The organism is Bombilactobacillus sp. ESL1202 (assembly GCF_058107125.1).
The window spans coordinates 1642136-1663167 of the sequence record NZ_CM176590.1; the positions used below are offsets into that span (position 1 = coordinate 1642136).

Annotated in this window: 19 protein-coding genes; 13 read left to right on the forward strand and 6 right to left on the reverse strand. The window is 35.5% G+C overall.

Going from position 1 to position 21032, the window contains the following annotated elements; translation table 11 throughout:
• The first annotated feature begins 42 nt into the window (after window positions 1–42).
• The 4 genes from AC3B7A_RS07350 (at window position 43) to AC3B7A_RS07365 (ending at window position 4413) form a co-directional block, all read left to right on the forward strand.
• The gene (locus AC3B7A_RS07350; protein WP_489755447.1) at window positions 43–1203 is read left to right on the forward strand and encodes a thiolase family protein; all 1161 of its coding nucleotides are present in this window, start codon (window positions 43–45) and stop codon (window positions 1201–1203) included.
• Window positions 1200–2444 carry a hydroxymethylglutaryl-CoA reductase, degradative gene (locus AC3B7A_RS07355; RefSeq protein WP_489755448.1) on the forward strand — a complete coding sequence of 415 codons (1245 nt, stop codon included), beginning with the start codon at window positions 1200–1202 and terminating at the stop codon, window positions 2442–2444. The genes AC3B7A_RS07350 and AC3B7A_RS07355 overlap by 4 nt, the downstream gene beginning before the upstream one ends.
• A 9-nt stretch (window positions 2445–2453) precedes the next feature.
• Entirely contained in the window at window positions 2454–3614 is a 1161-nt protein-coding gene (locus AC3B7A_RS07360; protein WP_489755449.1) for a hydroxymethylglutaryl-CoA synthase, read from the forward strand.
• Window positions 3615–3993: 379 nt separating this feature from the next.
• Entirely contained in the window at window positions 3994–4413 is a 420-nt protein-coding gene (locus AC3B7A_RS07365; protein WP_489755450.1) for an OsmC family protein, read from the forward strand.
• 16 nt (window positions 4414–4429) lie between these two features.
• Here the strand turns inward: AC3B7A_RS07365 and AC3B7A_RS07370 are convergent, their stop codons facing one another.
• From AC3B7A_RS07370 to rlmD, 4 genes are all read right to left on the reverse strand, one after another.
• Entirely contained in the window at window positions 4430–4705 is a 276-nt protein-coding gene (locus AC3B7A_RS07370; protein WP_489755451.1) for a hypothetical protein, read from the reverse strand.
• On the reverse strand, window positions 4702–5046 hold the full coding sequence (locus AC3B7A_RS07375; protein WP_489755452.1) for a hypothetical protein: 345 nt from the start codon (window positions 5044–5046) through the stop codon (window positions 4702–4704). The genes AC3B7A_RS07370 and AC3B7A_RS07375 overlap by 4 nt, the downstream gene beginning before the upstream one ends.
• A gap of 297 nt (window positions 5047–5343) precedes the next feature.
• The gene (locus tag AC3B7A_RS07380; protein WP_489755453.1) at window positions 5344–6354 is read right to left on the reverse strand and encodes an Abi family protein; all 1011 of its coding nucleotides are present in this window, start codon (window positions 6352–6354) and stop codon (window positions 5344–5346) included.
• A gap of 87 nt (window positions 6355–6441) precedes the next feature.
• Entirely contained in the window at window positions 6442–7827 is a 1386-nt protein-coding gene (gene rlmD / locus AC3B7A_RS07385; protein WP_489755454.1) for a 23S rRNA (uracil(1939)-C(5))-methyltransferase RlmD, read from the reverse strand.
• 66 nt (window positions 7828–7893) lie between these two features.
• Between rlmD and recX the strand changes: the two genes are divergently transcribed.
• Entirely contained in the window at window positions 7894–8673 is a 780-nt protein-coding gene (gene recX, locus AC3B7A_RS07390; RefSeq protein ID WP_489755455.1) for a recombination regulator RecX, read from the forward strand.
• A gap of 66 nt (window positions 8674–8739) precedes the next feature.
• Window positions 8740–9276: a DUF402 domain-containing protein gene (locus AC3B7A_RS07395; protein ID WP_489755456.1), complete on the forward strand. Its 537-nt coding sequence runs from the start codon at window positions 8740–8742 to the stop codon at window positions 9274–9276.
• Window positions 9277–9337: 61 nt separating this feature from the next.
• On the opposite strand, the gene AC3B7A_RS07400 is transcribed toward AC3B7A_RS07395, so the two are convergent.
• Window positions 9338–9799 carry a hypothetical protein gene (locus AC3B7A_RS07400; RefSeq protein ID WP_489755457.1) on the reverse strand — a complete coding sequence of 154 codons (462 nt, stop codon included), beginning with the start codon at window positions 9797–9799 and terminating at the stop codon, window positions 9338–9340.
• A 172-nt stretch (window positions 9800–9971) separates the two neighbouring features.
• Here AC3B7A_RS07400 and AC3B7A_RS07405 point away from each other — a divergent pair, with 172 nt between their 5' ends.
• The 7 genes from AC3B7A_RS07405 (at window position 9972) to AC3B7A_RS07435 (ending at window position 18659) form a co-directional block, all read left to right on the forward strand.
• A complete protein-coding gene (locus tag AC3B7A_RS07405) occupies window positions 9972–11549 on the forward strand; it encodes a peptide chain release factor 3 (protein ID WP_489755458.1) in 1578 nt (525 codons plus the stop codon).
• 527 nt (window positions 11550–12076) lie between these two features.
• Window positions 12077–14938, forward strand: coding sequence for a BspA family leucine-rich repeat surface protein (locus AC3B7A_RS07410; RefSeq protein ID WP_489755459.1), 2862 nt, complete (start codon window positions 12077–12079; stop codon window positions 14936–14938).
• Window positions 14939–15226: 288 nt separating this feature from the next.
• Window positions 15227–15565: a PadR family transcriptional regulator gene (locus AC3B7A_RS07415; protein ID WP_489756565.1), complete on the forward strand. Its 339-nt coding sequence runs from the start codon at window positions 15227–15229 to the stop codon at window positions 15563–15565.
• Window positions 15534–16208 carry a DUF1700 domain-containing protein gene (locus AC3B7A_RS07420; RefSeq protein WP_489755460.1) on the forward strand — a complete coding sequence of 225 codons (675 nt, stop codon included), beginning with the start codon at window positions 15534–15536 and terminating at the stop codon, window positions 16206–16208. The genes AC3B7A_RS07415 and AC3B7A_RS07420 overlap by 32 nt, the downstream gene beginning before the upstream one ends.
• Window positions 16205–17089, forward strand: a complete 885-nt coding sequence (locus tag AC3B7A_RS07425) for a DUF4097 family beta strand repeat-containing protein (RefSeq protein WP_489755461.1) — start codon at window positions 16205–16207, stop codon at window positions 17087–17089. The genes AC3B7A_RS07420 and AC3B7A_RS07425 overlap by 4 nt, the downstream gene beginning before the upstream one ends.
• A gap of 112 nt (window positions 17090–17201) precedes the next feature.
• Entirely contained in the window at window positions 17202–17597 is a 396-nt protein-coding gene (locus AC3B7A_RS07430; protein WP_489755462.1) for a MerR family transcriptional regulator, read from the forward strand.
• A 54-nt stretch (window positions 17598–17651) separates the two neighbouring features.
• A complete protein-coding gene (locus tag AC3B7A_RS07435) occupies window positions 17652–18659 on the forward strand; it encodes an aldo/keto reductase (protein ID WP_489755463.1) in 1008 nt (335 codons plus the stop codon).
• Window positions 18660–18729: 70 nt separating this feature from the next.
• On the opposite strand, the gene AC3B7A_RS07440 is transcribed toward AC3B7A_RS07435, so the two are convergent.
• Window positions 18730–20973: an ATP-dependent Clp protease ATP-binding subunit gene (locus AC3B7A_RS07440; protein ID WP_489755464.1), complete on the reverse strand. Its 2244-nt coding sequence runs from the start codon at window positions 20971–20973 to the stop codon at window positions 18730–18732.
• Window positions 20974–21032: the final 59 nt, after the last annotated feature.

A 21032-nucleotide genomic window follows, 5' to 3' on the forward strand; every position in this document is an offset into this window, starting at 1 on the left:
TTTAAACTACGATAAAAAGATTGATGTTAGAGGATAAAATTTTTGAAAACTAATGATATTGTAATTACAGCAGCTTACAGAACACCTACTGGTAGGTTCCAGGGGAGTTTGAAAAATTTAACTGCTGTGGAATTAGCAACAACTTTATGTCAGAAAATTTTAGCGAAGGAAAATATAGCTGATCAAATAATTCAACAAGTAATTTTAGGCAGTGTTTTGACGGCGGGGAGTGGTCAAAATATTGCACGTCAGGTGCAAGTGCAAGCGGGACTCAATGAAGGGGGAACAGCTTTAACAATTAATCAAGTTTGTGGCTCAGGCTTAAAAGCAATTCGCTTGGCTCAAAGTGCTTTATTATTAGAAGATGCACAAGTTGTATTAGCTGGTGGTGTAGAAGTGATGTCTCAAGCACCAGCTGTGGCTAAGCGTCTTGATAAGACAACCTTTTTGACAGATCAGTGGCAAGATAGCATGCTGATTGATGGGTTAACGGATGCTTTTAGTCAACAAGCGATGGGTATGACAGCAGAAAATCTTAATCAAAAATACTACTTAACGCGCCAGCAATTGGATCAATATGCTGTCTTGTCACAACAAAAAGCAGCTCAGGCACAACAAGCTAGTTGGTTTGATCAAGAAATTATTCCCGTCGCTAATTTGCAGCAAGATGAAACCATTCGTCCGCAAACAACTTTGGCAACCTTAAAACATTTAAAACCTGCTTTTACTGCTAACGGTTTAGTGACCGCTGGCAATGCCTCTTCTTTGAGTGATGGTGCTAGTTTATTAGTGCTCACCACGGCCGAGCAAGCACAAAGAAATCATTGGCGGCCTTTAGCTAGAATTGTTGGGTATCAAGAAATCGGTTATGACCCACAGTTGATGGGCTATACACCAGTTTTAGCGATTCAAAAATTATTAGCTAAAAACCAACAGCAAGTGGCTGATATTGCTTTATTTGAAGTTAATGAAGCTTTTGCCACACAGGCATTATTAGTTCAGCAAGAATTACAAATTCCAGCTGATCGTTATAATATTAGTGGTGGAGCTCTAGCCTTAGGCCATCCTTTAGGAGCCTCGGGCGCTCGGATTCTGACGACTTTGATTCATAATTTAATGCGGACGCACCAACGATTAGGGATTGCTGCCTTGTGTGTTGGTGGTGGACAAGGAATTGCAATGGAAGTGGAGAATTTACAATGACTAAATTTTATGAGCTGACAACCAAACAACGCTTACAACAATTATATCAATCTGAAGTGCTAGATGCAGCTGATTTAGAGCTATTAGTACCTGCCAATAATTTGCCCACAGCTGTTGCAACTAATTTAATTGAAAATCAAATTGGTAGTTTTGGTGTACCTTTGGGGTTAGCACAAAACTTCATAATTGATGGTCAAGAATTATTGATCCCAATGGCGACTGAAGAGCCATCAGTCATTGCTGCTGCTAGTAATGCTGCTAAGCGCTGCTGTTTGAGTGGCGGTTTTCAGACAAAAGTTCAGCGTGAGGGGATTTATGGACAAATCGTTTTTCAAGGAAATTTGGCTGATGCAACAACTTTTTTGCAACAACATTTAGTTCAAATTAAGCAAATCGCGTTAGCAGCTCATCCGAGTTTACCAGAACATGGTGGTGGTTTAAAGCAAGTTCAAGTGCACTCCAATGATCATTTTGTCGAGTTTCGCTTGTTAATTGATCCTAGTGAAGCTATGGGAGCTAATGTGGTAAATACGATTCTTGAAGCAGTGGCTCAATATTTAGTTTCACAGCTGCCACAGTTAGATTTATTAATGGCGATTTTGTCTAATCAAGCACCACGACAAAATGTAGTAGTGACGGCTAAATTTCCCTTTCCAGCTTTAAAAACGGCAACTTTTTCTGGTCAAAAAGTAGCACAAAAAATTGTTGCAGCTACTCAATTTGCTCAGCAATCAACGCTGAGGGCAGCAACACATAATAAAGGAATAATGAATGGTATTTATGCTGTGGTGTTGGCTACTGGCAATGATACGCGAAATATTGCCGCTGCTAGTTATGCTCAATTAACGAATGAACGATCAGTATGGACTACTTGGCAAACCAAAGAGCAATTTTTAGTTGGGCGAATTAAAATTTCTTTGCCATTAGGCAGTGTTGGTGGGGCAATTTCCACTCTGCCAATGGCACAACTTAGTTTAAAAATTTTACAACATCCCACGGCTCAACGATTAATGAGTATTGTAGCTAGTGTTGGTTTAGCGTCTAATTTGGCTGCTTTAAGGGCGTTAGTAACTACAGGTATTCAAGCGGGGCATATGAATTTACAGTTTAAAAGTTTAGCCTTAATGGCAGGAGCCAAAGACGCAGAGTTAGCAGTCGTCGTTCAGCAATTAAGGCAGCACGCTAGTACTGCGAATTTAGCGTTAGCACAACAAATTTTACAAAATTTACGCAAATCTTAGGAGAAAAACATGCAAGTTGGAATTGATAAAATTGATTTTTATACGCCACAACAATATTTGGATTTAATTGATCTAGCACAAGGTCGCCAAGTAGATCCTAATAAATATTTATTGGGGATCGGTCAAAAAAAGATGGCAGTAGCACCTTTAGATCAAGATATTGTTTCAATGGCTGCTAATGCAGCTGAAAAAATTTTAACCATGACTGATCAAGAACAGCTAGGTTTGTTGATTATTGGTACTGAAAGTGGGATTGATCAGTCTAAAGCTGCTGCCTTATTTGTGCAAGATTTATTAAAATTGCCAACTAATATGCGGGCTTTTGAAATTAAAGAAGCTTGTTTTGGGGCAACTGCCGGTTTACAAATTGCTGCTGATTTTGTACGTTTACATCCAGAGCAAAAAGCTTTGGTCATTGCAAGTGATATTGCGCGTTATGGTTTAAAGACTGCTGGTGAAGTAACGCAAGGAGCAGGAGCGGTAGCAATGCTAGTTAGTGCTGAACCACGAATTTTAGCGCTAGAAAAAAAATCATTTTATGCTAGTCAAAGTACTGGCGATTTTTGGCGACCTAATTATTCACAAGAAGCCTTTGCCAGAGGTAAGTATTCGGAAGAAGTTTATCTGCAAATGTTTACTGAACTTTGGCAACAAGCCACTATTGCCCAAAAAACTCAAGTTGAAAATTTGGCGGCCCTATTATTTCATATCCCATTTTCTAAAATGGGTCGGAAAGCTTTACGAACGTTAGAGCAACAAATTCCCGCTACTGATTATCAACGCTTAACCCAGCGTTTTGAGCAAAGTATCATCTACGGACAAGAGGTAGGAAATATTTATACAGGTTCACTATATCTGGGTTTGATTTCGTTATTGGAAAATGATTCTAGTTTACTACCAGGGCAACGTATTGGTTTGTATAGTTATGGTTCGGGTTCAGAAGCAGAATTATTTTTTGGAACTTTACAAGCGAATTTTCGTGCAGAACTAAAAACGAAAGAGCATCACTTACTTTTGAACCAGCGCCAGCGTTTAACTTTGACAGAATATGAACAGCAATTTCAGCAAAAACTGGTTACTGACGGTTCACAACAAAAATTGACGCAATCTGATATGACATCTGGGCATTATTTAGCAGAAATTGAGCATCATGAACGTAAATATGAATAAAAAAAGTTGAAATCGATTTCAAAAGTGCTATAATAAAGACGTGGTGAGATGATAACTTACTGCAACTGCTATCAAGATGCGTTAGCATCTAAAGATAAGGTTAAAGTATTAAAATGGATTAAAAAGCGGACTTTGAGTCGTCAGCTTTTGGGGATTCAACTAAAGATAAAGTAGTCAATGCGGATGTTCCTGTTTATCAGACATCAAACTTTCTTATTTATTAGAAGCAGTCTTTAGGATGAATTTAATAGGCAAGTTAAAAGTTTTTGTGTCAAAATGGATTGGGAGCAGTTGCTTGTCTCATCTAAACAGTCAAGGAAAATTTCTCCTTGGCTGTTTTTGTTTGAAATAAACATTAAAATGGGAAAGAAGAGTCTGAATGACAGAACAAACAAAATATCATAAGTTATATGAAACTGATATTTATAATCAAGCCGGTATTCAAGGTTATGCGTATGTGCCCCAAGGTATTTCGGTGGCTGTGAGTGATCCACGCAAACCAGAAATTCCGGGCACTAATCCAGAACAATTATTGGGTTTAGCGTTGAGTACTTGTTTAAATGCTACTCTACAGGCAATTGAAAAAGAACACGGACTGGATCATACATCGTCAGTTCAAGTTCATGTGACGATGGTTAAAGCAACGACTGGTTTAGAATTTTTAGTTCAAGCCTTAGTTAAGATTCCCAGTGTTAACCATGAACAAGCAAGTGAAATGTTGAAACAGGCAGAAAAGCGTTGCCCTGTTTCGAAACTATTAAGTGGCAGTGCTAATTATTCCATTGAATTAGTTAACTAGTTTTGATGGGGTTCAATTATAACTTGTCTTGACTAATGTAAACTTGATGACTACGAGGAAATTCGCGTTTAAAAGCAGTATGAATGTCATGTTTAGCTTGGCTATCATTGAGCAAATAGGTAGTTGTTTGATTTTGATAACCTTGTTCAATTAATTTAATGGTTGGATCGCTGGTAATAATCATTAACGAGCGGTCTTTTTTTCTGGTTAAAAAGGTGACTTGTTGTTGCCGTTTAGTTTTCATTAATTTTTTAATTAGCGAAGCTGCTTGTTTAATTGGGATGCTTTTCATGCTTGAACTCCCTTTAAAGCTTGCGTTAATTCTTGGCTAAAAGTTGCTTTTTGTAAATGTTGACTAATAAAGTAAACTTTGGCTTGATTTTTTTGTATTGTAAATGCAATACGTACCGAACCAATGGAACCAATGTTTAAGCGAAACTCATAACAAGAAACACCAGCTAATCTTTGTTGTGTTGCTAATTTAACTTTAGTCATTCCAGTAGCAACTTCTCGTTCAATTGCATGGATAATTTTAGTTTGAATTAAGTTTTTTTGTCCATTATATTTTTTGAAAAATGGTTTACAACCATGACGTACAAATTGAACTTGCAGTTCATTTGAATGTTGACACATAATAATCACTTCTTTATATTAGGTAAAACTATTTTCTAGTTATCCTATAATATTCAAAGAGCTAAGAATTTGATTTTATATTCTGAATATATGAAATAGATTAAATATCAATGATTTAATGTTAATCCTTATTATTTGTTATTACAACATAACCTTGAAAATAAAGTGTATTAAAAAACACCCTTCATTCAAACGTATGTCTGAGATCCGAGTGTTTTTCTATACTATGCACTATTAAGCAACACAGCGCCATTACTGGCAAATATTTTTATTTACTACATTGTAAATATGTTAAGGCTAAAAGTCAATAGATATTATCCAATTACATTGTCGCCAGTAGCCAATATTGCGTAAATATTCTCTTTTTAATTTATCTGAGAGAATAGAATCTAATAATAATTCATTAAATCGTTGTTCAAATGATTGAACTTTATCAAGTACACACATAGATTGAAATAAATTTAAGTTTCTTCGGGATTTATTTGTTCTTAATTGCAAATCATGGATTAATGATCGATCTAATGGGTATCGACCATGATATCTGCTAGTATTAATCATTTCAAAATGTGCGCATTCATTTCGCAACCAGTTTATGACATGTAATATTGACTCAAATTTATTTCTATCCATAGGCTGGAAATTGAATTCCGTCAAAACTTTTGTCGCAATATCGGCATTTAATAACGAAAACATTATATGCAGTTGTCCAAAATTTAATGCTTTAATTGCAATCCAAAGTGGCGGATGACCGCCATAAGAACTGAGATATCGTTTGCTTCTTTTGAATTTACTAATTAATTTATCATCAGTCATAAAGAAAGGAAGCATCGATTTTTGATTAATTGTCGGATGATTTCCTCTATATTGTCTAGAATAACCATAGCGTGCAACAAAAATCTCATCACGATCATTATGGGTTACATTTTTATAATTTTCAGGATTACAATAATCATTCCATTGAGAGTATTGTGATGAAAAGTAATATGCAATAGATGATTTTAACCTTATTTCAAATTCACTGATGGCAGATAAGATTAGTTGCCTTAGCTTTTTGTTTAGATTGTATAATTCTAATAAATCATTGATGGTATAATTGCCATAGTATTTATGTTTTGAATCAGAAGAATTTATTATATCTTCTAAGCCGTTGACTAAATCAAAATAGTTTTTTCTGATAAGCTCTTTTTCAATTTTTTGAATTGATTTTGACCGCTCTTCATATTTTGGTAACTGAAGTTGACGCTGATTAATCAAAATATTACATTGTTGTGACAAGGTCTTAAATTCTTTTGGACTATTTGTATTCAAATGTTAATTCATCTTCTTTTTTTAATGACTTTATTGAATTTTTTTAATTTAAAGTCTTCAAACTTCATTTAAATTTTTTGAAAAATTTTAGTCGGTCTTTTTTCGTTCTAATACTGTCAAACTTTCGACGTGGGGGGTTTGTGGAAACATGTCCAGTGGAATAATTTTTTTGACTTGATAACTGGTAGTTAATTGACGTAAATCCCGCGCTAAAGTTGATGGATTACAAGAAACATAAATTAACTTTTTAGGTCCTTGGGCGACTAATAATTTGGCCAAGTTATTGGCTAAACCAACGCGTGGCGGATCAACTACCAATCCTGTTGGCTTTAAGCCTTGTTGGAGCCATTGGGGATATAAATCCTCAGTAGCGCCTAATTCGTAGTGTGTATTGTCTAAATGATTGAGTTGCACATTTAAATTAGCGTCGTTAACGGCCTCGGCAATGATTTCACTACCAATAACTTGTTTGACTTGGTTGGCCAGGCTAATGCCAATCGTTCCCACGCCCGCATAGGCATCAACAATGACGTCATCAAAAGTGGGATTTAATTCTTGAGTCACTAAACGATATAATTTGGCAGCTTGGGTGGAATTCAATTGCAAAAAAGCGCGGGGGGACAATAAAAATTGTTGTTGATTAATAGTTTCAGTTAAATATTCTTTACCCCAAAGTAACTTAGTTTCTGTTCCCCAAATATCACTTGTTGTTTGGGGATTATAATTTTGAAAAATCCCTTGAACTTCAGGGATTTGCTGTTGAACTGCAGTCAAAAATGGTCGTAATTTGGGAAACTTCCGAGAATGAGTGATCACGGTTAATTGTACGCGATGACTAGCTGTTGCTTCACGTACGACTAAAGTTTTAAAAATGCCAGCATTTTTAGCTTCATTATAAATTGGTAAATTTAATTGTTGCATGATTGCCACTACTTTTTGTAAGACGCTTAAAGTTAAAGAACTTTGTGTGGGGATTTGTAAAGAGTCAACGACTTGATGCGTGTGATTTTGATAGAGTCCGCAAATAATTTTGCCCTTCTGTTCTTGTAATTGAAATTGAGCTTTGTTACGATAATGCCACGGATTTGACATCCCAATGGTTTTGGTAATCGGATAATGCCGAAAACCCGCTGGTTGAAAATGTTTCAGTGCTTGTTTTAAAATGAGTTGTTTAAATTTTAATTGGGCGGAATATTTTAAATGAGCTAACTCCAAACCGCCAACTTGATTAGCTAATTTGGGTGGTTGTAAATTACGCCACGTACTAGCTGTTTGATAAGCGAGCATTTTTCCCCGCAAAAATTTGGGTTGGATATGGGTAATCTGGCAGTGAATGATTTCACCAGGTAGCGCTTGTGGCACAAAAATCGGTTTATGATGGTAATAACCTAGACCTTCGCCGTTAATACCCATTTTCTTAATTGTTAGTGTAATGATTTGTCCCGTGTTAACTGCTGATTGAGTGATGGTCACAATAAGCTCCCTTGAATTAAAATAATAAGGTTAGTATATCATAGGCAAAGAAGAGGTTAGAAATCAGTGAAAATTACTAAAATTACTACTCAGAAACGTCCAGGACGTTACAATATTTTTTTGGATGATCAATTTTCGTTGGCAGTGGGTGAAAATTTATTGATTTCCTATCAATTAACTAAGGGCCAAGAGTTAACCGCTGAGCAAGTTGACCAATTGCGTCAAGCCGAGAGTAAAGATTACGCCTACAATCAGGCTTTGAATTATTTGAGTTATCAACTGCGTAGTACTGCCGAGATTAGAACCTATTTGCGTAAGCAAGATGTTTCAGAAAAGATTATTTCGTCAATTATTGCTGAATTACAGGCAAAAAAATATTTGGATGATAGTGAGTTTGCCAAAAGTTTAGTTCGGACTGAAATAAAAATCACTTTGGATGGTCCGAAGAAAATTCAACATAAATTGCAACAAAAGCAGGTTGTCGCTAATCTTATTCAACAAGCACTAACTTTGTATTCACCAGAGCTTCAGCTCCAAAATGCTACTAAGTTGGCTCAAAAATGTGCCCAACAAAATCGGCGCCAACCGGTTAAAAAAATTCAAGAAAAAATTAAACAGCGCCTATTAACCAATGGCTTTAGTTATGATTTAATTCAACAAGTTTTACAAGATTTAGCTTTACAACAGGATGAGGAGAAAGAATTAGCGTTATTACAACAAACAATTGATAAGCTGTGGTCACGTTATCAGGCTAAACCACATGCTAAGCAAAAATTATATGCGGCTTTGTTAAGGCGTGGCTTTTCTAGTAATCAAATCAGTTTACAGTTAGAAAATTTAAATTAACTGTGGCATAAAATACTTGGTTTGATATAATTTAATTGCGTTAGTAATTGGAAAGCTGGTTTAACTATGCAAGTTCCGAAAGAAGGAGATTACATAGCAATCCAGAGTTATAAGCATAATGGTCATTTGCACCGAACTTGGCGTGATACAATGGTTTTAAAGACTAGTGAAAATGAGTTAATTGGCTGTAATGACCGTACTTTGGTCACTGAAAGTGATCGGCGGCGTTGGTATACACGGGAACCAGCGCTGGTTTATTTTCACAAACACTATTGGTTTAATATTGTGACAATGTTGCGTGATAGTGGTCCATCGTATTATTGTAATTTAGCAACACCATTTGCTTTAGATCGTGAAGCTTTGAAGTACATTGATTATGATTTAGATGTAAAAGTTTTTCCAGATGGCGAAAAAAGGTTGTTGGACGTTGATGAATATGCCGCTCATAAACATTTATGGAATTATTCAGCTGATATTGATCAGATCTTAAAAAATAGTACTGAAACTTTGATTGATTGGATTGATCAAAAAAAAGGACCTTTTTCAACTGGATATGTTAATTTGTGGTATGAAAGATATCAAGAACTTCTACATCGTGCTTGAAGGATTTGACTATGTAAACTAAAAAAGCAGGCTCAGCCTGCTTTTTTAGTCAATTCAAAATTTATTTTGATTGTTGATCAATACTTAATGTGCTATATTCGAGGTTAGAGGCTAAAACTAGTGATAACACTAAGAGTGCAATCAGCCAACCAACTAAGGTTCCTTGAATTTGGTAAGGAGCAAAGACAACGTGAATTAACTTAGCTGAAATAACGGTCATAATAAAATCAATCATGAAGTTCAAATAGAAATTAATTAAGCTGTAATCAATATTGAAAAAATTAATAATTGTCTTTAATGAACGATTAGTTGTCTGCTGAGTAATTATTTTAATGGGGCGATGGGCAATTGACTTGACCGCCACCATCAAAAGCGCGCCAATAAAAGCACATATGATTAATCGCCACCAACTGTTATAATGATTAACGAGTGCATCATAGCCAGTACCAATTAAGGCCAGACACAAAAGATAAGGGATAATAAATAAGAAAGCATAAATTACAAAAACTTTTTTATTGGACATAACAATTTCCTTTCATATGTTTATATTAGCTTAATTTTGGCCATTTGTCTAAGAAAGATAGTATAAACCCGATGGCGAATGGTAGAGGAGAACGGTTTAAAAATTGGTGCACATCCTTAAAAAATAAAACTTGATGATAATTTAAAAAATTAGTGGAGTGTGTAATTTAATAATGAAACAAGCTGACTTAAAAAAAGCAGTAGATCAGAGACGAACTTTTGCGATTATTTCGCACCCGGATGCTGGAAAAACAACGATTACTGAGCAAATGTTATTATTTGGTGGTGTAATTCGCTCTGCTGGAACGGTTAAGGGTAAAAAAACAGGCAATTATGCGACGTCTGATTGGATGGAGATTGAAAAAAAGCGGGGCATTTCAGTAACTAGTTCGGTGATGGAGTTTGATTATCATGATAAGCATGTTAATATTTTGGATACTCCGGGTCACGAGGATTTTTCGGAAGACACCTACCGCACGCTGATGGCAGTTGATGCGGCCGTGATGGTCATTGATTCGGCCAAAGGAATTGAAGCGCAAACGAAAAAGCTCTTTAAAGTTGTTAAAAAACGTGGGATTCCGATTTTTACTTTTATGAATAAACTAGATCGCGATGGTCGTGAACCATTGGATTTAATTGGTGAATTAGAAGACCTTTTAGACATTGAAGGTTGTGCGATGAACTGGCCGATGGGTAGTGGTAAAACCTTGCAAGGTTTATATGATTTACAGAATAATCGGGTTGAATTGTATCACCCACAAGATGGTCAAGAACGCTTTTTACCATTAGACGAACAAGGAAATTTAAGTTCCGATCAACCTTTGACAGATGATAGCATTTATCAACAGACTTTAGATGAAATTGGCTTAATTAAAGAAGCTGGTAATCAATTTGATCGTACTAAAATCTTACAAGGTGAACAAACACCCGTCTTCTTTGGTTCGGCTTTAACCAATTTTGGCGTACAAACTTTCCTAGATCAGTTTTTAGAGTTAGCACCAGCACCCAGTGCACACGAATTAAAAGATGAAACCACGATTGCTGCAGATGATGCAGAATTTTCCGGTTTTGTGTTTAAGATTCAAGCTAATATGAATCCGAAGCATCGTGATCGCATTGCGTTTGTTCGGATTGGTTCCGGTGAATTCACGAAGGGCATGGATGTGACCTTGCAACGGACGCAAAAGCAATTGCGCTTAAATAATGCTACTGAATTTATGTCTGATCAGCGTGAACAGGTTAAAATGGCAGTTGCTGGTGATATTGTAGGTTTATATGATACGGGTAATTTTCAAATTGGTGATACCATTTACACAGGAAAAAGAGAGATTGAATATCCGGAGTTACCACAGTTTACTCCAGAATTATTTATGGATGTTATTCCTAAAAATGTCATGAAGCAAAAGTCGTTTCATAAGGGGATGCAACAGTTAGTCCAGGAAGGTGCGGTTCAGTTGTATCGTAATTATCAAACTGGCGATTATATCTTGGGTGCTGTGGGTCAACTACAGTTTGAGGTCTTTAAGTTTCGGATGCAAAATGAATATAATACGGAAGTGATTATGAAGCCAATTGGTTCTAGAATTGCTAGATGGATTGACCCTGAGCAATTAGATCCGGCCATGTCTTCTAGTCGGAATATTTTAGTAAAAGATTTAGATGAACAGCCACTCTTTTTATTTGAAAATCGTTTTGCTGAACAGTGGTTTGAAAATAAATATCCGGATGTAAAACTAACAGCTAAGTTGTAGAAAATGTTTAGTCTTTTCAATCAGATTTTAGTGTGATATTTAAACTTGAATAAGTCTAATTGGGTTTACTTTTTTGATGATTAAAAAAATCAAAATTGGAATCTAATTGGGCTTTTTTGTCATTGATTTTTAATGAAACATTTATCCCCAATATTTAAATGGAAATTTTACGAAAGAGGACTAAAAAGTATTGGAAGTTTTTTCATGATATGCTACAATTTCTTTGTTTTATACTAGGTGTATATTAATCGAAATTATTAGTTAATGATTATGATTTTTTGGAAATGTTTGTTCTTATGAACTGATGAAAGGGTAATTAAATTTATGAATAAGAACCTATATGTATTTACTTTTTTGCTTTTGACAGTTAGTTTATTTCAATCACAACAATTAATGACTATTTCAGCTGCCCAAGAACAGAATTCAGTCCAGTCCAGTCCAGTCCAGTCCAGTCCAGTCCAGTCCGAAAATATCGCAAGGATGAAAGCAAAGTAGATGATTCTATATTTAGAATAAATCATAATTTAATGTCATCAAATTCAAATAAATCAAAACGTAGTTTAATAAAAGAACCCTTAATTGGTTTAAGAGTGACTTCTGGATATTTAGGAAGCTGCCATTGGTATTTAAGCGAAAATAATCGAACTTTAAATATTGAAGCAGGGACTTTAGTTCCTGTTGACAGTGAGTCCGATTATGAGTACGGAATATTTGGCCCTTGGGTTGATAGTATTTATAACATAACGCAAATTAATATCTTTCCAAATGTAAAAGCAGATAAAGATTGTTCTTATTTATTTAATGGATTAGTTAACTTAAAAAAAATTAATGGTTTAGAAAACTTAGATACAAGTCAAGTCAATGATATGTATTCAATGTTTGGTGGTTGTAGTAGTTTAACCAGCTTGGGTGATAAGTTTGATACAAGTCAAGTTACTAATATGAGTTCAATGTTTAGCGGTTGTAGTAGTTTAACCAGCTTGGGTGATAAGTTTGATACAAGTCAAGTTACTAATATGAGTTCAATGTTTAGCGGTTGTAGTAGTTTAACCAGCTTGGGTGATAAGTTTGATACAAGTCAAGTTACTAATATGAGTTCAATGTTTAGCGGTTGTAGTAGTTTAACCAGCTTGGGTGATAAGTTTGATACAAGTCAAGTTACTAATATGAGTTCAATGTTTAGCGGTTGTAGTAGTTTAACCAGCTTGGGTGATAAGTTTGATACAAGTCAAGTCAATGATATGAGTTCAATGTTTAGCGGTTGTAGTAGTTTAACCAGCTTGGGTGATAAGTTTGATACAAGTCAAGTCAATGATATGAGTTCAATGTTTAGCGGTTGTAGTAGTTTAACCAGCTTGGGCGATAAATTTGATACGAGTAAAGTTAGAGATATGAGTTATATGTTTATTGGTTGTAATAATTTAACCAACTTAAACTTAGGCGATAAATTTGATACAAGTCAAGTTAGAGATATGAATTATATGTTTAGTGGTTGTAATAATTTAACCAACTTAAATTTGGGTGATAAATTTGATACAGTTCTAGTTGTCGATATGAACTCAATGTTTAGTGATTGTAATAATTTAATCAACTTAAACTTAGGTGATAAATTTAATACAATTAGGGTTAACGATACTAGTTATATGTTTTATAGATGTCAAACTTTAACTAATCTTGACTTGGGCGATAAGTTTGATACTCGTAGGGTTAATGATATGAACAGCATGTTTTTTAGATGTAAAAGTTTAATTAGCCTTAATTTGGGGAATAAATTTGATACGAGCCAAGTTACTAGTATTCGAGATATGTTTTATGAATGTTCTAGCTTACCTGAACTCAATTTGGGTACTAAGTTTAATACTAATAAAATCACTGATAATAGGTCTGCATTTGGAGCGTGCTACAGTTTAGAAGCTTTGGATTTGAGTTCATTTGGTAAAGTGCCCGATCTAATGTTTGGAGGAGACGAATCACTTAGTAAAATTAAATTAGGGGTAAATACTCGCTTGGTTGCTGCTGATTTAAAAATGCCGCCTTTAGGACGAATATCTTTATATGATAATTACAATTATAAAACGATTGGTAATTTTGAGCATGGCTATTGGCAGGCTGTTGATAGTGGTAGCGATTATGATCCCAAAGGAACAATTTATAAAAGTGTCGATAGTCTAGGAAACTATATTTCTACTAATCGTAGTGCACCAGAAACTTTAGTTTGGAAACGGGAATTTGTTAATGATGAACCTACTTTGATTTTTAGAGATACTAGTAGTACTTCTAAAAATCATGACTATGTCAAAAATTGGAATATGGAAGAAGAAAATTTTGATTCAATATCAGAACGGATATCTTTAAAAGATACTGACAGTACTAGTGTGACATTATATTATTCGATTGATCAATTATTGACAGATATTAATAATATTCAAACTAAAGGTACGAAAATTGATAGTTTTACGACAGTTAAGCCTACCCCAATAAATGAGCTTGATTATAATTTTAGTATTGACAATAAAACGTTGTTAAGAAAATTGGCTACTCCTAAACCGGGAGGTGGGGCACATAAAATTTATATCTATGCAGTGGATAGTGGCGGTCAATTTTCGACAAATAATCCTCAATTTTCTTCAATTATTTTATCTATCCCAGAGAATAGTATGATTAACGTTAGTTATTATATTGATGGTAGTGGTGTGGCGCTGCCGTCTTTGGACGAAACTGGAAATTACGGTGACGAACAAGTTACTAGACTAGCAGGTAGTTTATTTAGGACTAGTGAACTTCCTGAGGTATTTAAGTCTGTAATCAGAACTAAATATCGACGTTACGCTGTAGTAAATATGCCTGATTCATTGGTCTTCTCATCAGTAGCCAAACCTGTAGGTGATAGCTCAATTCCCCAACCATTTAATGTTAATCTATATTATGATTATACAGGTTGTGTATCTTTAAAAAGTGTCCCGACGTTAGATTTTGGTAAAATTATTCCGCAACTTAATCCAATTTCTCGTTTAACTGCCAAAGGTCAAAGTGGGACCTTAATAGTTAAGGACACAACTCAGCAGCCTCATTGGCATTTGAGTGTACGCTTGTCTAAGCCCTTTACTAATAATGCTAATTCTTCATTGCCTAATATCTTAAAGTATCAACTGGAAGATGATGGTGAGTTGCAGATATTGGATAATAATGAAATAGTTATTTATAGTTTAAATCGTTCTCTGGCAGATGACATTGGTGTTGTCGAAACTGAAGTTTCTAAAGGTTGGTGGAACGTCAAAAAGCAGCAGGTTGCTGGTCCAATGTTGCATTTAAAAGATTTAGGCGCGTTTGCTAATAATAGTGAATATGCTGGTCAATTAACGTGGTCTGTGACAAATTCGGTTTTTTAATTTAATTAGTGAAATAAAAAGATTAGACAAAAATCAAAATGATGATGGGCACCTAAAAGTAAAGTGAATTTTAATTTGGGACTAGCTTTCGATATTTAATCGGAGTTAGTCCTTTTTATTTGACTTTGATGACTAACTGTTGCTTCTTTACAGAATTGATGTAGTTTTTTTAATTATTTGAAAAATAAAATTACTAACTAATTTAAAAAGCAGCATGACTATTGTCAACGGTGCTTTTTTATCATATAATACTATATGAAATATAATATTGTTAAAGGAGCGAAAGGGATGGCTATTCAAGTTCCCACGCGACTGTTAGATGGTGCAGTATTGTCATTTTTAAGAAAGCAAGATCTATATGGTTATGCTTTGACGCAACAAGTTCAAGGAGTACTAGATATTTCAGAATCTACGATTTATCCAGTCTTGCGTCGCTTAAAAAAGGGTGGTTACTTAGAAACTTATGATCAGCCTTTTCAAGGCCGTAATCGGCGCTATTATCATTTAACACAAACTGGGCAGGAATTATTTACAGAAATTCAAAGTGATTGGCAGCAATTCAGTCGCCAAATTAATCAGGTTATGGAGGAACTCAATGAAAAAAATTGTGGAAAATTATCTGAATGACTTAATGACTGAATTGAGTCCATTACCGGTAGATGAACAACAAGAAGTCGTCGAGTTTTATCGTGAATTTATTTTGGATGCTGGTTTTGATCAATTAGTTGAGATAGAAGCTGAGTTAGGAACATCTAAACAATTAGCGCATAAAATTTTAGCAGACTATTACTTAGCCAGTGATTCTTTATTACCTGTAGTTTCTAAGCAACAAACCAACAATAGTTCAACGACAAAATCTTCCCGGCATAATTTGCGAATGGTTTGGTGGATTTTATTAGGAATGTTGGCAGCGCCAATCGGAATTCCGGCTTTGTTAACAATACTTGTCTTATTCATTGCTGCATTTATCGTTGTTTTGGCCGTGGTGGTAGCGGGGATTTGTATAATATTTGCTTGTTTGATCAGCAGTATTTTCATTTTGCTAAGGTTAACGCCACTCCTATTAACTAGTGATTGGGCCGTTGGCTGTTTTTATATCGGAGTTGCTCTGATAATTTTGGGTGTTTTACTAGCCTTAGTACCGTTGTTAATTAAAAGTGTGCGTTTTTTAACAGCACATTATTTAAACTTTGCTCGCCACATGGGGCAAAAATATTTGCAGAAAAATTACTTTCGGCAAAAATTGACTCGTCGAGGAGGTAAATCATGAAAAAATTATATCGTATTAGTTTGGTAGTTTTTGTGATTGGCCTAATCTTGACTATAATCGGTTATTTAAACCATGGTGTTCAACCTTTTGTCAGTCAAGGTCCTACTACAAAAATTATAGTTTTGAGTCAGAAAAATAAATTACAGCAACAAAAAAAATTACCGGCATTTACCGGTTTGCAGATAAATAGTTCATCCACTGATGTTCAAATCAAGTCAGGAACCAACTATCAAATGAAATTGGTCGGTTCGTATAATCAAGCAGTTAAATATCATTTAAACCACCAAAAACAACTGGTTGTCCAAACTAAACAACCTAATTATAATTTTATTATGGCGCTGGGGGTTAAGTTACCTAAATTGATTATCACTGTTCCTAAAGAGACCAATTTGCAAAGAATCATTGTGCGGACGGATGATGCCAATGTTAAGCTTCAACAGCTACAGACTAAGCAATTGTTAATGCACCAAGATGACAGTTATTTACGTCTTCAGCAAGTGAATGTGAACCAACAGGCACAATTAATTACTGATGATACCAAGATTACTAGTGAGAACTCTAATTTTAAACAATTACACCTACGACTGGATGACAGCCATGCTAATTTCCAGCAAATTAAAGCACAAGTGCAAGGAAAAATTGTTGATTCACGGATAGTTATGACTGATGCAATTTTAAATAAAAATAATCAGCTACAGCTAACTGATGCTAAATTGATTATGCAATTACAACATCCCACCATCAATTATCAAATATTGGGGACTGATACCTTAATCAAAACAACGGATCGTAAAATAAAAAATGATTGGCAGCAAATGAATGCTAATTCATCAACTAAATTAGAAGTAAAAGCACAAGACAGTCATATTATTTTGAATTAAAGGTTTGACTTCAAGTTAACTTTAAGTAATAAACTAAGACTAGAATAAAATTAAGGATTTGTTAAGCTTTCGTCCTTAAAATTATTCTAGTCTTTTTTTGGGAAGTGATAGGATGGCAAATTTAACCATTACTGCTGTGAGTCAAAAGTATCACATCACTCCGGCAACTTTACGCTATTATGAACAAATTGGTTTATTACCGCCAATTCCACGTCAAGCCAACGGCAATCGCTATTATCCACCAATCTTGCAAGATTTAATTGAAATGATTATTTGCCTACGTAATTCTGGAGTAGCAGTTGAACCGCTAATTGAATACGTTAAGTTAATGCAACAGGGATCGACTACTTTAAAGCAACGTCAAGCTTTGTTAGAACAACAACGCGCCATTTTATATCAAAAACAAGTAGCCTTACAAAAATCTTTAACACGTTTGGATTATAAAATTAATTTATATCAAACTGGTCAAGTAAAAGATTATCGAATTTTGAGGAAAGAGGGATCATAATAATAATATTTTCATGGTCGGATTTTGGTTAAATAATGATGGAGGATAACTAAAATGAGATATCAAAACTTAGGGCGAACCGAGATTAAAATTGCACCCATTTGTGTGGGCGCAATGAGTTTTGGACAAGCGGGTACAATGCATGATTGGACTTTAGATGCCAGTTCAACTGAACAAGTGGTGAAACATGCTCTAGATTTAGGAATTAATTTTTTTGATACGGCTAATAGTTATTCCAAAGGTACTAGTGAAGAATATTTAGGCCGAGCTTTAAAACATAATGTAGCGCGTGATCAAGTCGTGATTGCTTCTAAAGTTTATTTCAATCCTGGTCGCTTATCTAAAGTAGCGATTCAACGAGAAGTTGACGGAACTTTACAGCGCTTGGGAACTGATTATTTAGATTTATACATGATTCATCGCTTTGATTACCAAACGCCAATGGAAGAAACTATGGCAGCCTTAAATGAATTGGTTAAAGTCGGTAAAGTTCGAGCCTTAGGGGCTTCAGCCATGTATGGCTATCAATTTCATAATTTACAGTTGGTAGCACAGCAATATGGTTGGGCACAATTTCAAGCTATGGAAAACCATTATAATTTGTTATATCGTGAAGATGAACGTGAATTAATGCCGATTTGTCAGCAATATCAGGTGTCATTAATGCCGTATAGTCCATTAGCGGCTGGGCATTTAACCCGCCCTCAATGGCAAGGCTCCACGCTACGTGCCAAAACAGATCGCGTTGCTACTGGTAAATATGATCGTATGGAACAAGAAGATATCAAAATTGTGCACCGTGTACAGGAATTAGCAGCTAAATATCAAGTTTCTATGGCTCAAATTGCGATTGCTTGGCAATGGGCCAAGGGCGTCAGCGCACCAATTATTGGTGCCACTAAAGCCCAGCACTTTGATAGTGCCTTACAGGCTTTAAATATTAAGTTAACACCGGAAGATGTGCGCTACTTGGAAGAACCTTATGTTCCGCATCCGATTGTTGGTACCATTGCTCAAAATCCGCCTGAAGGCGTTGTTTTACTGGATGAAAAGAAAAAGTAAGCAAGGTTTGAACATTTATAAATGAACAACCAAAAAAAGACAGCCAAGTGGCTGTCTTTTTTTGGTTACGTTACTTATCTTGATCGTCTTTTTTCTTGGTTGAATCAGGAGTTTTTTTAGCTTTGGTTGCACTGTCTTTTTTATCTTCGCCAGTGTTATTTTCAATCTTAATATTGTCGTTTTCTAAAACTGCCTTGAGGTGCTTTTCTTTAGGATGATCGAGGTAATGATCAGCTACGCGATCTTCAATTTGTTCCTGAATGACCCGACGTAACGGCCGGGCACCTAATGCAGGATCATAACCTAAGTCGACGATCTTTTCTTTAGCAGGTTGAGTAACTTCAATATCGAGACCTTGATCGGCAATCATCCGATTAGTATCTTGAATCATTAAGTTAACAATCTTGAGCAAGCTTTCTTTGGATAACGGATCGAACTCAATAATTCCATCAAATCTGTTGAGAAATTCCGGTTTGAAGTAATTACCTAATTTATCCAAAACAGAATTGGTCGTGCCATTGGCCTCAGCACCAAAGCCGACACTAGCTTCACTTTCACCTTGACCAGCATTGGAGGTCATGATAATGATAGTATCTTTGAAACTAACTGTCCGTCCTTGTGAATCAGTTAAGCGTCCATCGTCTAAAATTTGTAAAAACATGTGCATTACATCGGGATGAGCTTTTTCAATTTCATCTAATAAGATTAAACTATAAGGATGACGCCGAACTTGTTCAGTCAATTGCCCAGCTTCTTCATAGCCAACGTACCCTGGAGGGGAACCGATTAATTTTGAGACACTGTGCTTTTCCATATACTCGGACATGTCAAACCGAATCATCGAATCTTCACTACCAAAGAGTTGTTTGGCTAATTGTTTAGCTAATTCAGTTTTACCAACTCCAGTAGGTCCAACAAAGAGGAACGAACCAATGGGACGGCCAGTTTTGTTAAAACCAACACGGTTACGGCGGATAGCACGACTAACTTGTTCGACTGCTTTATTTTGCCCAATAACATGAGCTTCTAATTCTGGAGTTAAATTGCGCAATTGTTCTTGTTCTTGAGCTTTTAATTCACCGACTGGAATGTTTGTTTTTTCTTCAACAATACTTTCAATGTCTTTTTCCGTAACTTCCGGTTCTTTTTCGCTATCGGTTTTATTATCACGAACAGCTTCTAATTTTTTGGTTTGATCGCGATAAAAAGCTGCTTTTTCATAGTCTTCTTGTTTGAGTGCATTTTGCTTATTAGCTTCAGCTTCATTAATCTTCTTTTCAATTTCTTTTGGATCAACTGGATTTAAAGTTAAATTCTTGCGTGAACCAGATTCATCCAACAAATCAATTGCTTTATCTGGTAGGAAACGATCTTGAATATAACGATCGGATAAAACTGCTGCGGCTTTAATAGCTTCTGGAGAATATTTAACGTGGTGATAAGCTTCGTATTTAGGCTCAATGCCTTTTAAGATTTTGAGTGTTTGCTCAACCGTGGGTTCATTGACTTCCACTGGTTGCAAACGTCTTGCTAAGGCCGAATCTTTTTCAATTTGACGATATTCATTAAAAGTTGTAGCGCCAACTAATTGGAGCTCTCCACGGGCTAGAGCAGGCTTTAAGACATTACCCGCGTCCATACCGCCTTCGGCATTACCCGCACCAACAATTTCGTGAATTTCATCAATGAATAAAATAATATTTTTATTATTTTGTAACTCTGTAATCAATTCTTGCATTCTTTGCTCAAATTGACCCCGGACACCAGTTCCTTGCACTAAAGAAACCACATCTAAACGAATCACGCGTTTGTCTTGTAGTTTCTCCGGAACCTCACCATCAACAATTTTTTGAGCTAAACCCTCAACCACAGCAGTTTTACCAACTCCTGCTTCACCAATCAAAACAGGATTATTTTTAGTCCGCCGATTTAAAATTTCAATTACGCGTTCAATTTCTTTGTCACGACCAATAACGGGATCGATTTTACCGGCTTTAGCTTGAGCGGTTAAATCGACACCAAATTGGGTCAAAATACTATTTGAATTATTATTATTACCGCCACCACGTTGACTTTGCGCTGACATTTGTTGTTGGCGACGCATTTCTTGTTGTGGGTCCATTGCCCCAAAAATTGAACTTAAGTCACCAAAACCAAATGGATCATTATTCATATTAGAATTACCTCCCATCGCTTGTTGCTCACGCAACTTTCGATAACAACTCTGGCATAAATTTACTTCCGCCCGTTGTCCATTAATACTAGTGTAGAGATGGATAGTTGCTTCATTTTTATGACAATTTTGGCAAAGCATGAATTACATTCCACCTTTCTTGAGAGAAATTTGTTTCAATTTCCAAAACGTTTAATCAC